We start from the raw sequence: 15,228 nt of genomic DNA, 5'->3' as shown, positions 1-15,228 counted from the left end.
CACCGCCACCTTTTGATGGCCATCTCGGGCAAGTGGAAGGAACCGGGGTTACCGGAGGCATGTCGTGTCACAGCTCGTATTGGCCCGGGGGATTCGCCGCGTCAGTCGGTGAAGCGGGCACGGACACTCAGGCGCGCTGTGCCGGCCACTGTGCCGATCACCAGGGCCATGACGGCTCCCACTGTGGCGGCCCCCACGACCGCCCAGGGCACGGTGGCGACCGCGGGTTGGGGGAACAGGGCCCACACTGCGGCTGTGGCGGCCACCCCGGCGAGGATGCCGCCGGCCACGGGAAGCCCGAGAAGGATCACCATCTGGGTGAGCACCACCCGACGCAGCGTCGACGGTTTCACTCCCACGGCGTAGAGACCACCGAGGTAGGGGTGCAATGCCCGGGCCTGGGCCCGGGCCAGGAGTGCTGCGATCAGGACCACGAGGACGACCATGACCCAGGAGGTGATGACCCAAGCGGGAGGTGTCTCGAACATCACCGGTGGTTCCTGGGTGCGAACCCAGGACGGGTCGAAGCCCAGTTCCAGGGGTGCGGCACGAGCGAGTTCGATCTGCTGGGGAGTCACCCCGGTATACACGTAGTACCTCGCTTCCATCGGCAGCTTGGCCACGGCCTGGGAGGCAACGAAGCCTGCGGTGGTGTCCCGGTATTCCGGCGGTACCTGGCTCAGGGACTCGAGTGTGTAGGAGGCTGATGTGCCTTGTCTCGAGCTGAGTTCCACCCGGTCCACGGTCACGGGTTTGGTGGTGAGGATCTTCCCGGCCGTGAAACCCTGCTGCTCGTCAGCTGTCAGCGCCCGGCCCAGGACGCGTTCCAGAGCGGCCGGTGACGCCACTGCTGTGGGGAGCCCGTCCATGGCTGGTTCCGTCCCGTCTCCGGGATCAGAGGAGGCCAGGACGGTGCGCAGTTCCACCGGGTCCGAGAGGCCGGTGTGCTGCTCAAACTGTTGACGCACTGTGGCCGGCACCCCGCCCCTGGGGGCGATGGAGTAGCCGAGGTACTGCAAAGGCACTCACCTGTGATCGTGCGCCTGAGCGCGGTTCCAGTCTACCGCTTGCTCAGGCCGCATCGTCCAGGCTCCGGTCTTGATCTTGCGGTTTCTAGCCTGCTTCAGGACGGCGCAGGTCTGCCAAGGACGCGACATCTCGCCTGCCGTCAGCGCTGTCTCCTGCACTGACGAGGGTGCCGTCAGTGCGCAAGCCGAGTGTGTGGGCGGAGCCTGCGGCGACTGCGATGATGTTCTCCCAGCGCTCGACATCGCACTGCCCGTGGCTGTTGTCGCCAACGGCCAGAACCCGGCCAGAGGCGTTGACCCCTACGGTGTGGTGACTCCCTGCGGCGACCGCGACGATCTCTTCCCACTGGCTGACTGTGCCTGTCCCTGTGGCCGGGGTTCCGGTGGTGAGTACGCGCCCGTCGCGGCACAGTCCGACCGTGTGGAGGTAACCGGCAGCGATGGCGGTGAGGTGCCGCCAATCTCCAACCTCGCATTGTCCTCGTCGGTTGTTGCCGACCGCGACGGCTGTTCCGTCCTCGCGTAATCCGACCGAGTGCCAGTCACCGCACGAGACTGCCACGATGTCGCGCCAGGCTTGCACGTCACAGGTGCCCTCGGCGGTGCGCCCGGTTGCCAGCACCGTGCCATCCGAGGAGACGCCGAGGGTGCGTCGCCAGCCCGCTGCTACTGCTGCGATGTCTCGCCAGTCTCCGACTTCGCACTGCTGGTCGTGGTTCCATCCCGTCGCCAGCACTATGCCGTCTGAGCGAAGACCAATGGTGTGCGATTTGCCTGTGTTCGTGGCGGTGTGGACGTTGCCCGCTGCTACAGCGATCACGTCTTCCCAGCCGTCGACATCGCATTCACCGGCTCGACCATCACCAATCGCGACCATGGTGCCATCCTGTCGCAGCGCGACCGAGTGCCGTCGGCCTGCCGCTAGCACTGATCCGCCCCCTCGAACTGCTGTCTCCACACAATCAGGATAGGTGCCAAAGCAGGACTACAGCCCGCGCGTTGGCCCCTCGCTGTGTGGGTCGTGGCGGTGGGTGTCGTGCTCAAACGGGTTATGCAGTTGCCGTGCCCGTTCCGCTGCTCGTTGTCGGGCGTGTTCCTGCTCGGCACGCTTGGCCTCGATGCGCTGGGCGGCGTCGGTGATCGGGAGGACGCGGAGTTCATCGGCCTCTGAGCGCAGCAGCGCGGCTCGGTTCTTGGCGTCGTGCGCTTGACGGCGGGGGTTGGTAGTGCGGCGCATCCCGTACCGGGCTGCCTGGGCGTGCTCGGCCCCGTACTCGCTGACGAGCAACGCCGTGCGCTCCTGCTGGTGCCGCTTCCGCATCGTGTCGCGGTCGGCGGTGGCGGCTTCGACAGTCTGGGCGGCCTCGGTCACGCGGGGGTCACTCCCGGCGCGTTTATTGGCGACCTGACCCGCCCACTCGGGGAGACGATCAGGGTTCGCCGGTGTAGAGCCCCACTCCTGGCTGACCTGCCCGCGCAACGTCCGGATGCGCACTGTCGCTGTGCGCTGCTCGGCACGGGCCTTGCGCTTGCCGAACCTGCCCACCGTGGCGAGGCGACCACTGGCGGCGGCCTCTTCTGCGACGGCATCGAGGTAGGCGGCACCATCAGTCTTCGCCTGCACCGTCAGCGGCCCGGTGACCTCGGCACGCACCTGTTCGGCGGCGTCCTCGGCTCGTCGGAGCACAGCGGCGCTGTCCTTGTCCTCAGCCTGGTGGGTAGCGTGTTGGGCGTCGAATCTGGCGGTGATCTGCTCCCACCGTTCCGCCGCCCGTTCTGCACGCTCGGTCTCGTGGTCGAGCCGGGCGAGTTCTTCGGTGACCAGCCGCACTGGGCCGTCTGCGATGAGGCCGCGCACGGCTTCGGCGGCCTGGGCAGTGGCGTGGTCGAGGCCGCGGTCTGCCGGATCGCGTTCCATCGCGTCGATGAACTGCGCCCTGACGTCGGCCATGTCCGTGGCGACGACATGGAGCCGGTTCGTCTCGCGGCCTCGGGTCATGCCGACATAGACGCCTGCCGCGCTGGTGGCCTCCGACAGCACCGTGTGGGAACTGCCTACGGTTGCGCCTTGGACGCCGTAGGCAGTCGCGGCGTAGGACAGGTGCGCGTGCTCACCCACATACTCGGCAGGTAGGGCAACGGTGCGGGGGTTCTTGCGCCCGCTGCCGACCTCGCGGGCGTACACGGTGCCATTATCGGTGACCTGCTGGACGATCCACTGCTGCCGGTTGGCGACCCCGAGGTCGCTGTCGTTGCGGCGGGTTTGGATGAGGTCACCGGCCCCGATGCTCAGGCCGTCGCTACCGGTGGTCGTGATGGTGTCGTTGACCTCGCCCGCCTCGACTCGCCCGGCGCGGATGCGCTCGTTCAGCACCGCCGCTTCGTCGTTGGTCGCCACGGTGATCGCCTCGCCATCGTGGGCGTTCTCAGTGATGTGTTCGCGGGCTGCATCGTCGTCTGGGTGCAGGGTGACGAGGTGCATGGCGGCGAGCTGGTCGAACACTGCGCCGGGGTTCTCGCGGTCGCACATCGCCAGCGTCAGCGCTGCGTACTCGGCGTCAGTGAAGCGGTGCAGTTCGCTCATGTCGTAGGTGCGACCCCTGATCTGCGCGGCCATGTCGAGCACCCCTCCCCTGCCCACGGCGGGCAACTGGGCGCGGTCGCCCACGAGCGCGACCGTCGCCCCGGCCTCGGCGGTGATGGTGAGAAGGGCGTGGGCGGTGTCTTGGTCGAGCATCCCGGCCTCGTCCACGATCACCCGCTCACCCCGCGACAGCACCGCTTCTGGCTGCGGGCCGGTGTAGACGCCGCCGGTCATAGGGTCGGTGTCGCCCCGCGTGAGGCGTGTCCATACGCCATCGGTGTTCCACCGCCATCCGTGGGCGTACACCAGCGCCGCGACGCTGGTTGCGGGTACGCCGAGTTCGTCGTGCGCGACTTGGGCCGCCCGCTTCGTCGGCGCAACCACCCGCGTACTCCTGCCGTACTCGGCGGCAACCTCAATAGCGGCGCGAAGCATGGTCGTCTTCCCACTGCCCGCCGCACCCGCGACGATCACGAGCGGATCGGTCGAGGCGACTGCTGCCGCCGCTGTCGTCTGCCCGGCGTCGAGACCTGCTGCGCGTGCTGCTTCGGCCACATCTGGGTGCTTCGACTGTCGGCTCGGCACGCTGGCGGTGAGTTGATCGCGTAGCGCGGTCTCGGCGGCGACCACGCCGAGGCTGGTCAGATGCGCGACATGCTCCGGTGTCGCCGAGCCTGGGGGCGGGATCGAGAAGCAATCCGAGACCGCAACCTCGGACACTTCGCTGATGAACTCCCGCAACTCGGCCGGTGCCGCTTGCATGCCTGCCTCGGTGACGATTCTCGTCACCTGTTCCCGCACGGTGTGTGGTGTCCACGCCGATGATGCGGCGGCGCAACGATCCAGCGCACGAGAGGCAACCTCCTGCACCGGCAGAACACCCAGCGCAATCGGGTGCCGCACGGCACGACGGCCAAGGCTCTCGGGGTCGTATCCGGCATCTGCGAGTTCCTGCTGCCACCACTGCTCGTTCTTGAGATCGGCGGGCTTCTTGCCGGGCCGCTCGTGCGCCCAGGCGGTGCCCTGCATCCGCGCCGTCACGACTGGGCCGGGCGTCTCGCCCGGATGCGCAGTTTCCCACTCGGCTTCGAGCCGGTCAAGATTCCGGTTGATCTGCGCCGACCGCTTCGACATCACCGCATTGAACGGCTCCAACTCCGCGACCTCGCCTGATACCGGGTCGAGGGTCAGACCGTGCTCCGCGAGGGTCTGCGCGAGCTGCGGGTGCGCGGCGATCACGGCAGTGCCCATCGCGCGGATCGCGCCCTGCTGTTTGAACAATGCGGCAGTGTCCAGTGCTCGCCACTTCCCGGCGGCGAAGATGCGGGTGCCGATCTGCATGTGGATATGCCGATGGGGATCACCAGCACGGGAGGTCTTATGACCGATGCCGACCACCTGCATCTGCTCGATGGGCACAATCTCGCGTGCATCCCTCGGCCCGACTCTCGTCACGGAGTGCTGTCCGAGCCAGTGGCGTATCTCGCCCAGCGCGTCCTGCTGGGCGGCGTCCAACGCCGCCGAGACTTCGGGGTGCAGGGCGGCGGCAACCGACAGGCTCTTGGGGCTGTTGATCGTCATCTCACAGAACAACGGCGACCCCTTGGTGCCCTCGGCGGGCTTCCGCGGCGTGCCCATCGACTCGCCAGTGATCGGGTCACGCCAGTCCACCCACCCCTCGTACTCATCCGGCGAGAGGGAACGGGCGGCGGTGACCTCGCCCTTGCTGTCGAGCGCGACATATTCGGCGATGGCGTTGTCTGCGCCGAGGTAGTACTCGTCAGCCCCTGAGCGGTCGGCCTCGACGTACCGGCGAGCGGCGGCACCGTTGCCGTGGAACGGGATCACGCCGCCTTTCACGCCTGCCACCACCTCTCTCATGAGTCGTCTCATGAGGGAGGTGTGCACGTCCCTCCAACGGTGGCATCCGTGCATCCAGAGAAGTAGCGGGGCTGGATCCAGAGAAGTAGCGGGGCTGGATCCAGAGAAGTAGGGGGTCTGGCTCTAGCGGTGGCAGGGCAGGTGATCCGTGTCGAGCGATGAGCGCTATGCGCGAGCTTGACGTATGGGAGCGTCGTGCCTGGCGGTTTCGATCTTCTGGTTGAGCTGGTTGGCGTAGTGCTGTTGGGCAAGGAGCACGAGGGAGTCCAGGAGTGGGCGGCGAAGCACGCTGCCCAGGACGACACCGCGGATCATCGTTTCGAGATTCTCGGCCTCAGCGACGGCCTGGACGTCGATGCGTCCAACCGCGTCCGCGGCGTCGGCGTACTCGTCGAGACGATCCAGAAGAAGGGTGAGGTCTTCGGCCTGCAGCTCAGCTATCGCCTGAACCGCTGCGGCGTGCGCGGGCGACCCCTCCTGGCATCGCCAACCGCGCGCGGTGACGAGCTCCGAGAGTAGCTGTAACGCAGCTTCCTCGCCTGGGACGGCTCCAACGTCGCCAACGAGTGCGTCTTGGGTGACGCCCATCGCATCGAGGACGGAAGACTCAATGCTGACCGCCTGCACGACTTCCCGAACCTTGTCGAGCGGCAGCCCGGCAACCTTCACGAGCGCTCGGATCAGTCGGAGGCGTTCGAGATGGGCATCGTCGTATCTGGCCTGATTCACGCTCGTCCGTCGCCCCGGCTGCAACAGCCCTTCGCGCAAGTAGTACTTGATCGTGGGCACGCTGAGCCCTGACCGCCGTGACAGCTCCGCCATCCGCATCTCCACGTTGCACCTCGTTCCCATCGCGCTGGCGCTTTCAGATAGATAATACTAGTATCCATAAATAGATAATCACACTATCCATGAGGAGGCGGGGATGGCACGCATCGCTGTCATAGGAGCAACCGGGTACCTCGGTGGGTACGCCCTTACTCGCCTGCTGGCAGACGGCCACACAGTGCGCGCGATCGTGCGGTCGCCAGAAAAGGCATCGCTACCAAAGGGTGTCGAGACCGTGCGGGGTGACGTCACGGCCCCCAACACGTTGGCGGCCGTGTTCACTGACGTTGATGGCGTCTTGCTGACCCTCAACGGTGGGAGCGACCCTGAACGGGCGCGACGCATCGAGGAAGACGGTGTTGCGAACGTTGCCGCCGCCGCTGAAGCGGCTGGGGTGGGTCGCGTGGTGCTGATCTCCGGCATGTTCGCACAGCCCGCCTATGCCGACTATCCCTGGGAACACTCCAAGGCCCGTGGCGAGCAACTCTTGATGGCCAGCCCGGTGGCATCCACCGTGTTCCGTGTCGGGTTCATCAATGAAACGCTCGCGAAGTTCATCCGAGGCGGCCGCCCGGTACTCATCGGCAACCAACCGCACCCGATCCACCCCGTCGCCGCTGACGACATCATGGCGGCTGCCTCCCGCGCGTTCGAGATGCCCGAAACCGCGAACAAGGTCTACGACGTGGCCGGGGAGCAGACGATGACATTGCGGGAGGCGACCGCCGCATACGCGGGCGCAATCTCCGGCAAGCCCGTTGCATCGAACGCGGTGCGGGTCATGCCGCTCGGATTCATGCGCGCCATCAATCGCCTATTCCTGAAGGGCGAGATGACCAGACCCCTGGGCATCCTCGACAGCATTGACCGCCACGGCGACGTGACCGACACCACCGCGTGGTTCCAGGACTTCGGCACCCCTCCCACCCCGTTCGCCAGGTGGATCGCGCTACAGCGCGACAACGTCGCCGAAAGGTCAACATCATGAACTGGCTGGAGACTGCCACCATCCTCGTCACCGGATTCGTCGGGTCAGCCGAGTTCGCCTCTGTCGCACTCGTGCACCCCGTGATCCGCAAACTCGCTCCCGGCGACCAGCTCACCTTCGAGAAAGGGCTGCTCAAGACCTACGGACGCATCATGCCCATCGGCATGACCGCCGCCACCGTCCTCGCGATCACCGTCGCAATCCCGACGCCCTCGGCCTGGCTGATCTCCGCCGCCGTTGCCCTCGGGATCGCGCTCATCGTCACCATCTTCGGCAACGTGCCCATCAACTTCCGCACCGGACGCATCAAACAGGACACCGCACCCGAAGGCTTCATCGCAATGCGCCGCCGTTGGGATGTCTTCCAGATCACCCGAGGATCGCTTCAGCTCCTCGGGTTCATCCTCGTCACCATCGGACTCGCCGCCGTCTAGCAACTTCCCTCACCAGAAAGCACACGAACGGCATGAACAGAACAACGCCCGAGCGCCGCGAACTGAGCCACGGCTGCGCCCCCGGAGCACAAGGTATCCGCCCCAGGTAATTCCTCCGTCGCCATCTCAACGGTCAGCCGAGAGTTTCGAAATGGCACTGGGATAAGTCGAACAGTAATGCTGACGAGCGGCGGGCACAGGGGTGCGTTGGTGAGCGTCCTGGTCTGGCTCCTGGTGGGCCACCTCCTTCACGGGAGGTACCACCGTGGCCGAACACACCCCGCCCGCCGCCGACGACGCTGCGGAGCCAGGCAGCCGAGGATTCGAGACGCCCGAAGGGCTACGCGCCCTGCTCCTCCGCCTGCACGAGTCTGGGCCTGGGGCGTGGCGGGGTGATCGGGAGGCGGCGGATCTGATGCGCTACACCGCCGAGCGGTATCGACGGCTGGCCAGGAAACACAACCTCGACCCGTGGCATATCGCGTCGGCGGCGTTCGAGGTCATGCTCGCCCCCTCGACGCGGAACGCAGGGAACCCGTGGGCCGTGGTCACCCGCGCGGTGCAGATCACTTGCAATGCTGACGTGCGGGCGGCCGGGCTGTTGGTGTCACCGAATCAGGCGCGTCACACTGCCCGGATCGCCGGGTTCCATGACGCGGTGCGGTTCGCGGATCGAGAGAACCTGGACGACTATCACCCCGCGTTCGCCGTGAACTCGACCACGGACGACGACGCGGACAGCGGCGAGGAAGATGATCGGGTTGCCGCTGTTCTCGCGGAGGTTGTAGCTCTGTTCGTATCGGCAGGTTGGGATGCCTCACTCGTGGTGGTGTGCGTGGAGCATGTGGCTTACCGGCTGGCCGATGTCTCCTCGCGACGCCGCGCGGTGGAGGTGCTGCGCCGTGACCGCACCGTACCGATGCTGCTGGGGCTGCCGCCGCGCTCGTGGACGGCGCTGTCGCGGATCATGCTCGGCAACCCCGACCCGAAACACGCTGGTACCCCGACAGGCGACGGTGTTCTCCTGCGTCTACTGAGTGGTGAATCCTTGGACTCGCTGCGCTGCGACACCGGCCTGCTGGCCGCAATCTGGGCGGCCAACCCGAAGCCTCCGCGCGGCTCCTGAACCGTTGTGGCGGGGCGACGGGCATAACACTTGACCCGCATATAGCGCCCGTAGCGACTACTCGCTACTAAATGTTGTGGTCTTGGGTCTGATTCTGGGTGTTCGGCTCGCACCTATCAGTATGACCATCCCCGCCTCCTCGCCATCGATCACCACAGACACGCCGACAACCCCGCGCGCCCCGAGCTTGGGCGCGCGGCTGGCTGCGACATCGCGGCAGGCACAGGGGCTTTCTGCGGCGGTGAGCGACCCGACTGTGCTGGCCGGTCTGCGGGAGCTGTGCAAAGCACCCCGATTCGCAAAGAGGGTCATGGTCGAGGATCAGGAAGGTCTGTGCGAGCCTGCACGTTCGCCGGTCAAGAACGAGCGAACGAAGCCACGGAAGACGGTGCAGGTTAGGCGCGCCAGATGAACTCGACTCTGCGGGCGAGCACGTCAACGCGGTGAGCGTCGCGGCGGGAGTGGAACGCCTCGTAGGTTTCGTTGCGGCGTTTGGGGACGGCGGTCATCATGTCGGCCGGGCGCGCGTGGATGAGGACCGCTTGAAGGATCAGGCTCGTCGCCTGGTACTGCCACATCGGGGTACGCCCCTTCCACTCGGCGGCGACGGTGGTGACGTCGATGCTCGGCCCAGCGTGCTGTTCGGGCATTGCGGCGGTGTACTCGCGGCGGGTGCGCTCGATCCGCTCGGCGATCCTCGCGCGCTGTCGCACCCACATCGCCTTGTCGATGAGCCCGTCGTAGTAGTCATCATCGAGCCGTGCCAGACGCTCCCGATCGGCGTCGAGCGTCGCTGCGAGCCCGACCCGCGCCGCCAGGTCAGTGCCGGTCTCGTTGCGTTTGGTGGGGTGGAGGGTGATCTGCTCGAACGTCGCCAACACCGCCTCCTCCACGAGCTTGGCAATCTCGGCCGAGCGGATCGACCTGTTGCAGCCGCCGCGCGTGGGCTGGATGCACTGGTACACGTCGCCGCGATGGATCATCGCTGTTCCGCACTTCGAGCAGCGGATCAGACCTGAGAACGGGTACATGCGCTTCGCAACCCCGCTGCCGGGTTGATGGAAGTTTCGGGCCTTCTTGCGTGCGTCGAGCACGTCGGAAACCTGCTGCCAGGTGTCCTCGTCCACGATCGCAGGCCACGCCGCCTCCACCTGCATCTGTGACGACTTCGCACGGCTCCCGTCCGGCAGCACGGGCCGATACTCGCGGACCCCTTTATTGGAGGGGTTACGCAACATCAGTTTCAGCGTCCGATCCGACCACGCACACCCGTGCGTGGTGAGCACACCGCGCTCGTTCCAGTCCTTGCGAATCCGATACAGCGAATCACCGGCCAGCACCCGCTGCATGGCCTCGACCACGAGTGGCCCGGTCACCGGGTCGATGACGAGGACACCGGACTCGGCGCGGTACCCGAACGGCACCCTGCCCCCATGCCACGCACCCTCAATGGCCTGCTGCTTCGCCGCCCGCGCGACACGGCGAGCGGTGTCAGCTGACGACTTGTTCGCCATCGCCACCAGCACCCTGGCCATCGCCACATCAGAGTCTGTGTCCAGTCGCAGGGAGCCGGTCACCGAGCAGACACCGAACCCGCCGAGGACCTTCGCGTCGATCAAGTCCTCCAAATCCCTGGGATCGCGCACCGCACGATCCAAGTCGTAGGCGACCATCACCTGCGCCTGCCCATCGGCGAGGCGCTTGAGCATCGCGCGAAACTGGGGGCGGATCACCCGGCGCACCCGCTCACCCGCTCACCCGCTCACCCGAGGGCAGCGTGATCGTCCGCTGCTTGAACGCCGAGGTGTCATGCTCCCGAAACACCGCAACGACCTCCCAGCCATGCGCGGCGGCGTACGCGCGGCAATCAGCCTCCTGCCGATCCACGCCACGCTCTGTGCCCTCAGGGTCGTCGCTGATCCTGACGTACACCACCGCCCGCGTTGACGACCCTGATCCCGTAGCCTGTTCCTGCTGTTCTTGGCCCATCTCCGGCCCCACCTTCCTACTCGTGTGAGAGGTAGGTGCGTTTACAGAACCTCGGCTACCCGAGGTCGACCTGGTCAGCGGGCACGGCGGAGACGATCGTGCTGTTGATCACCTGCGCTTCCGTGGCCGTGGTGGTGGCAAGAGCCACCGGCACCGCAACCACCAACGCCAGAGTTGCCGCGGTGACCATGGTGGTGGTTGCGGTGTGACGCAGTCGCCGCAGCGCCAGGGTGGGCACGGGGCCACCGGTGGGCAGTATCACCGCTGCGCGGGCCAGCAGTCCCACGGCCAGAGCAAGCGCGATGCACAGCACGACGGTGGTCCGCGTGGCGGCCGCGGTGGAGGCAAGTCCTTGTGTGGCAGCACGCCACGCACCCCACGCCAGCCCGGCACAAGCCAGGGCTGTGAGGACGAGCATCACGGTGCCCGCCACGGTCTTACGGGACGATCGGGCATCGACCGTATTGCCCGGGCGGGCAGTTCCCCCCGGGCGGCGACCCAGCCCGCCGCCCAGCAGGGCGACGGTCGCACCACCAGCTGCGGAGACCACGGCGAGCAGGATGGCAGGTGCTGGGTCCGCGGACGGGCTCAGGGCATGGTCGGAGAGCACGTCGACTGCCGGGCGCAGCGCCCATGCCACACCGGCGCCGAGAAGACCACCCGTCAGACTGGCACCACCCACCGCGGCCAGGACGGCCAACCACCCGGCAAGAGCGCTGGTGCGGGAGTCCACACCGATGCGCCACATGCTGATCCTGGAACGGCGGATGAGGCGGGTGAGAAGCAGCGCCCCGAGTCCTCCCACTGTCGCGGAACCACGGTCAGGGGGACCACCCCGATCAGGGCGGGCACCGTGCCCAGTCCCGGGGCAGGAAGGGCGAGAAAGTTTTCCCGGGAGTAGAAGGAAGTGGACGCCATCTCCTGCGAGGATGCGTCCACACCCCGGTCAGCCGCGACTGCCTGGGCGCCGGTCCTGTCCCCGCCGTTCCAGCGCACCATGGTCCGTGCCTCGTCCACGTCATACCGCGCGGAACCCGAACTGGCGTACTGGACCACACGGTCCCAACCCCCACCGGCGGTCAGAACCACCGCACCTCTGCGCTGGAAGTCGTCGTGGAGGACTCCCACAACGGTGAATCCGATCCCTCCGGAGAACAATGACACCCGGTCCCCCACCCGGTAGGAGTTCACCAGGGTGTCCTGGACGACCGCCTCCTCGTCCGAGTCCGGCCACCGCCCCTCAGTCAGGGAAAACCGATCAGGATAGGGGTTCTGGGACCGCTGTCCTTCCCACAGCGTCACCTGCTCGGATGACCCGTCCAGGTCCAGAAACGAGACCACCTGCCCGATGCTGGCCACCGTGCCACCGGCATCCGTCACCGCCGCGCGCAGGCGGTCTTCTTCCTCGTGCAGTGCCTGGATGCTCCCCGGCGGGGTCGGGATCTCAGCGGCGTACTGCACGTCCCCGAGATACTGCTCCGCCTGTTGGGCCCCGTCCAGGCGCAGAGCTGCTGCGGTCTGGAAAGCCGCCACCACCGCGAGCGAGGCGAGGAAGCACATGAGGAAGATGCTGCGGACAATGCGTGAACGCAGGTAGAAACCCACCAGGTGCACGACCGGGTGGCTCACCGCCGACTCACCGGCGCCCCGTGCGCGGGGCGGTCCTCAACGAGCCGACCGTCGCGAAGCACAAGGATTCGATCCGCGAACTCCTCGATCAGGCTGTCGTGCGTGGCCACCACCACCGTCACACCCTCCCGGCACAGCTCGGCGACGAGTCCAAAGATCGCCCGGGAGTTCTCCGTGTCCAACGCACCGGTCGGTTCATCAGCCAGGAGCACCCGCCGGCCACCCACCAAGGCCCGGGCGATGCCCACCCGCTGCTGCTGTCCCCCGGAGAGCTGGCGCGGAGCCCTGCCCCCGAGACCTTCAAGCCCGAGGACACCGAGCATGTCATCGGCCTCGGCATGGGCGTCCCTGCGCTTGGCCCCGCCCATGATCAGTGGAAGAGCAACGTTCTCCCGCGCTGTGAACTCCTGGATGAGGTTGTTGTCCTGGAACACGACACCGATGTCTTCGCGGCGCAAACGAGCCCGCTCCGCGGAACCGAGCGCACCCATGTCGTGTCCAGCAACGGTGACCACACCCGCGGTGGCACTCTCCAACCCGGCCAGCACATTGACGAAGGTCGTCTTCCCCGAACCACTGGCCCCCAGGAGCCCCACGAACTCTCCCTCCCCGAAGGAGACGTCGAGCCCGTCCACAGCGTGGACAGTCTCCACGGAGGTCACGAACTCCACCCGCAGACCGTCCACGCCGATGATTTCTTGTGACCGCATGACCGCTCTCTCCGGAAAACGCCTGGTTAATTCGGAGATTAGCAGTCATATGATCTGCATCACAGATAAAACTTTCTCATCCCTGGGCATTGCACGTGCACCATCGTCCACCCCCGACGAGGTTCCCTTCCGGCTCACGCTGGCCCACGGCCGACAAGGGCACGGAGATGTCTCCGCCGCCCCTACACCTTCGGCCCAGTCCCCGGCGCCGGCCGCTTCGCCGAGCGGTCCCACTCCACGGACCACCCGAGCCGGTCGAGGATCCGGTCCAGGACGACCCCGGTGAAGCCCCACACGGTCACGGTCTCGGCCACCCCGGCAACGTTGACGTCGAACGCCGGGGACTTGTAGGTGTGCGCACCGCGGGTGACGGTCGCGTAGTACCGGTGGGCGGGGTTGATGAGGTCCAGCACGGGCACCCGGAACACGAGCGAGGACTCCGCGTGGTCCACCACATCCACCGGGGACTCCTTGCACCACCACCCGATCACCGGGGTCACCAGGTGGTTGCTCACGGGCAGCGGGACGGGGTGCAGCGCGCCGAGCACCTCCACGCCGTCGGGGTCCAGGCCCGTCTCCTCGTGGGCCTCGCGCAGCGCGGCACGCACGTGGGGGGCGCTGACCCGCCCGCCGGGGGCGTCCAGGAACGTGCCGATCTCCCCGTCCGGCGGGTCGAGCCGCCCACCGGGGAACGCCACCTGTCCGGGGTGCGCGCGCAGTGTCGACGCACGCTGCACGAACAGCACGTCCAGGTCCCGGCCGGGGCCCTCGGAGTGCTCCGCGTACTCGGCGGGCACGCTGTCCAGCGCGCCGAAGAGCACGAGCACCGCGGAGTGCCGGTAGTTCTCGTCCAGCTCGCCGATCCGCCAGGGCTCGCGGTCGTGCATGATCACGGAGTCGCCGTGCCGCGCGAGCTCCACCAGCTGCTCGCGGGGCCCGCCCTGGATAGGGGAAGAAGTGGTCATCGTCCGTCCTCTCACGCGCTGAGCGTGTGTCCCTCGGCGCGCAGCTGCCGCCGGGTGCGTCCCGCCATGAACCCGGCCAGCAGGTCCTCGCGGCCGGGTTTCAGTTCGTAGCCGAGCAGCTTCCGCGCCGCCTCGGGATCCGTGGGCCCGGCGCCGTAGGACGGGCACAGGTCCGCCACGGGGCACACGCCGCACGCGGGTTTGCGGGAGTGGCAGATCCGCCGCCCGTGGTAGATCAGCTCGTGGGACAGCTCGGTCCACAGGGCGGACGGGAACAGCGCGGCCACGTCCTTCTCGACCTTGACCGGGTCCTCGTTCTCGGTCCATCCGAAGCGGCGGGCGAGCCGCCCGAAGTGGGTGTCCACCGTGATCCCCGGGACCCCGAACGCGTTGCCGAGCACCACGTTCGCGGTCTTGCGCCCCACGCCGGGCAGGCTCACGAGGTCCTCGACCGTGCCGGGGACGGCGGCGTCGTACTCGTCCACGATGCGCGTGGCCAGCGCCTGGATCGAGCGCGCCTTCGAGCGGTAGAAGCCGAGCGAGCGCACCATCTCCTGCACGTCCTCGGCCGGCGCCTCGGCCAGTTCCCGCGGGCCGGGATATGCGGCGAACAGCCCGGGCGTCACGGCGTTGACGCGGATGTCGGTGGTCTGCGCGGACAGGACGGTGGCCACGAGCAGCTGCCAGGCGTCGTCGAAGTCGAGCTCAGCGACGGCGTAGGGGTAGGTCTGCGCGAGCACGCGCTGGATCCGCCGCGCACGCCGCGTCCTGGACAGGTCTGTCTCGGTCCCGGCACGACGACGCCGCGCGGCCGCCTGCTCCGCCTGCCGCGGCGTCACGAAGCGCACGTGGGCTGCTGCGGCGGGGGTGTCCATGCCCTCGATCATGCTGGGCCCGGGGTGGCCGGTCAAACCGGGAGGCCGGGCCCGGGCGGGTGCGCCCGGGCCCGCACGACACCTGCCCGCACACGATGGAGCGGGGTGCAGCTCCTCGTCTAAGGTGGAGCACAGAATGTGAACTGCACCACGTACCGCCGCGTGCGGTGCGGGTCGGCCCAGTGAAGGAG

14 protein-coding genes are annotated in these 15,228 nt (G+C 67.5%); 3 read left to right on the top strand and 11 right to left on the bottom strand.

What is annotated here, in order from left to right:
* Positions 1 to 101: 101 nt before the first annotated feature.
* The 4 genes from D8M39_RS04290 to D8M39_RS04275 all read right to left on the bottom strand — a co-directional run bounded on the left by D8M39_RS04290 (position 102) and on the right by D8M39_RS04275 (position 6,315).
* Positions 102 to 1,025, bottom strand: a complete 924-nt coding sequence (locus D8M39_RS04290; protein ID WP_126874489.1) for an ABC transporter permease — start codon at positions 1,023 to 1,025, stop codon at positions 102 to 104.
* An 88-nt stretch (positions 1,026 to 1,113) separates the two neighbouring features.
* Positions 1,114 to 1,905: a chromosome condensation regulator gene (locus D8M39_RS04285; protein ID WP_083482317.1), complete on the bottom strand. Its 792-nt coding sequence runs from the start codon at positions 1,903 to 1,905 to the stop codon at positions 1,114 to 1,116.
* 108 nt (positions 1,906 to 2,013) lie between these two features.
* Positions 2,014 to 5,493: a MobF family relaxase gene (gene mobF / locus D8M39_RS04280; protein ID WP_126874488.1), complete on the bottom strand. Its 3,480-nt coding sequence runs from the start codon at positions 5,491 to 5,493 to the stop codon at positions 2,014 to 2,016.
* A gap of 165 nt (positions 5,494 to 5,658) precedes the next feature.
* Positions 5,659 to 6,315, bottom strand: a complete 657-nt coding sequence (locus D8M39_RS04275; RefSeq protein ID WP_055082736.1) for a MerR family transcriptional regulator — start codon at positions 6,313 to 6,315, stop codon at positions 5,659 to 5,661.
* A 103-nt stretch (positions 6,316 to 6,418) separates the two neighbouring features.
* Here D8M39_RS04275 and D8M39_RS04270 point away from each other — a divergent pair, with 103 nt between their 5' ends.
* From D8M39_RS04270 to D8M39_RS04260, 3 genes are all read left to right on the top strand, one after another.
* On the top strand, positions 6,419 to 7,309 hold the full coding sequence (locus D8M39_RS04270; RefSeq protein WP_055082726.1) for an SDR family oxidoreductase: 891 nt from the start codon (positions 6,419 to 6,421) through the stop codon (positions 7,307 to 7,309).
* A complete protein-coding gene (locus D8M39_RS04265; protein ID WP_055082724.1) occupies positions 7,306 to 7,743 on the top strand; it encodes an anthrone oxygenase family protein in 438 nt (145 codons plus the stop codon). The genes D8M39_RS04270 and D8M39_RS04265 overlap by 4 nt, the downstream gene beginning before the upstream one ends.
* A gap of 265 nt (positions 7,744 to 8,008) precedes the next feature.
* The gene (locus D8M39_RS04260) at positions 8,009 to 8,869 is read left to right on the top strand and encodes an exopolyphosphatase (RefSeq protein ID WP_126874487.1); all 861 of its coding nucleotides are present in this window, start codon (positions 8,009 to 8,011) and stop codon (positions 8,867 to 8,869) included.
* Positions 8,870 to 9,264: 395 nt separating this feature from the next.
* Here D8M39_RS04260 and D8M39_RS13100 read toward each other — a convergent pair whose 3' ends face one another.
* The 7 genes from D8M39_RS13100 to nth all read right to left on the bottom strand — a co-directional run bounded on the left by D8M39_RS13100 (position 9,265) and on the right by nth (position 15,037).
* Entirely contained in the window at positions 9,265 to 10,611 is a 1,347-nt protein-coding gene (locus tag D8M39_RS13100) for a recombinase family protein (protein ID WP_256385968.1), read from the bottom strand.
* A 4-nt stretch (positions 10,612 to 10,615) separates the two neighbouring features.
* Entirely contained in the window at positions 10,616 to 10,858 is a 243-nt protein-coding gene (locus tag D8M39_RS13095; protein WP_256385967.1) for a recombinase family protein, read from the bottom strand.
* Positions 10,859 to 10,913: 55 nt separating this feature from the next.
* Positions 10,914 to 11,606, bottom strand: coding sequence for a hypothetical protein (locus D8M39_RS04250; RefSeq protein ID WP_126874486.1), 693 nt, complete (start codon positions 11,604 to 11,606; stop codon positions 10,914 to 10,916).
* A complete protein-coding gene (locus D8M39_RS04245; protein ID WP_055082327.1) occupies positions 11,522 to 12,487 on the bottom strand; it encodes a hypothetical protein in 966 nt (321 codons plus the stop codon). The genes D8M39_RS04250 and D8M39_RS04245 overlap by 85 nt, the downstream gene beginning before the upstream one ends.
* Entirely contained in the window at positions 12,484 to 13,197 is a 714-nt protein-coding gene (locus D8M39_RS04240) for an ABC transporter ATP-binding protein (protein ID WP_083482290.1), read from the bottom strand. The genes D8M39_RS04245 and D8M39_RS04240 overlap by 4 nt, the downstream gene beginning before the upstream one ends.
* Positions 13,198 to 13,379: 182 nt before the next feature.
* Positions 13,380 to 14,162 (bottom strand): CoA pyrophosphatase, encoded by a 783-nt coding sequence (locus D8M39_RS04235; RefSeq protein WP_055082325.1) that lies wholly within the window; start codon positions 14,160 to 14,162, stop codon positions 13,380 to 13,382.
* A gap of 11 nt (positions 14,163 to 14,173) precedes the next feature.
* Complete coding sequence (gene nth / locus D8M39_RS04230; RefSeq protein ID WP_174233408.1) at positions 14,174 to 15,037, bottom strand: endonuclease III; 864 nt, start codon at positions 15,035 to 15,037, stop codon at positions 14,174 to 14,176.
* Positions 15,038 to 15,228: the final 191 nt, after the last annotated feature.

Source organism: Kocuria sp. HSID17590 (assembly GCF_003989485.1).
Lineage (GTDB): Bacteria > Actinomycetota > Actinomycetes > Actinomycetales > Micrococcaceae > Kocuria > Kocuria salsicia.
Note: the sequence above shows the minus strand (reverse complement) of the source record. Positions and strands in the feature narration are given on the sequence as shown.

Coding starts and splice junctions, on each gene's coding strand:
- D8M39_RS04285 (WP_083482317.1), bottom strand. CDS start 1,905: ATGGTCGCGATTGGTGATGGTCGAGCCGGTGAATGCGATGTCGACGGC.
- mobF (WP_126874488.1), bottom strand. CDS start 5,493: ATGAGAGAGGTGGTGGCAGGCGTGAAAGGCGGCGTGATCCCGTTCCAC.
- D8M39_RS04275 (WP_055082736.1), bottom strand. CDS start 6,315: ATGGCGGAGCTGTCACGGCGGTCAGGGCTCAGCGTGCCCACGATCAAG.
- D8M39_RS04270 (WP_055082726.1), top strand. CDS start 6,419: ATGGCACGCATCGCTGTCATAGGAGCAACCGGGTACCTCGGTGGGTAC.
- D8M39_RS04265 (WP_055082724.1), top strand. CDS start 7,306: ATGAACTGGCTGGAGACTGCCACCATCCTCGTCACCGGATTCGTCGGG.
- D8M39_RS13095 (WP_256385967.1), bottom strand. CDS start 10,858: ATGGGCCAAGAACAGCAGGAACAGGCTACGGGATCAGGGTCGTCAACG.
- D8M39_RS04250 (WP_126874486.1), bottom strand. CDS start 11,606: ATGTGGCGCATCGGTGTGGACTCCCGCACCAGCGCTCTTGCCGGGTGG.
- D8M39_RS04240 (WP_083482290.1), bottom strand. CDS start 13,197: ATGCGGTCACAAGAAATCATCGGCGTGGACGGTCTGCGGGTGGAGTTC.
- D8M39_RS04235 (WP_055082325.1), bottom strand. CDS start 14,162: ATGACCACTTCTTCCCCTATCCAGGGCGGGCCCCGCGAGCAGCTGGTG.
- nth (WP_174233408.1), bottom strand. CDS start 15,037: ATGGACACCCCCGCCGCAGCAGCCCACGTGCGCTTCGTGACGCCGCGG.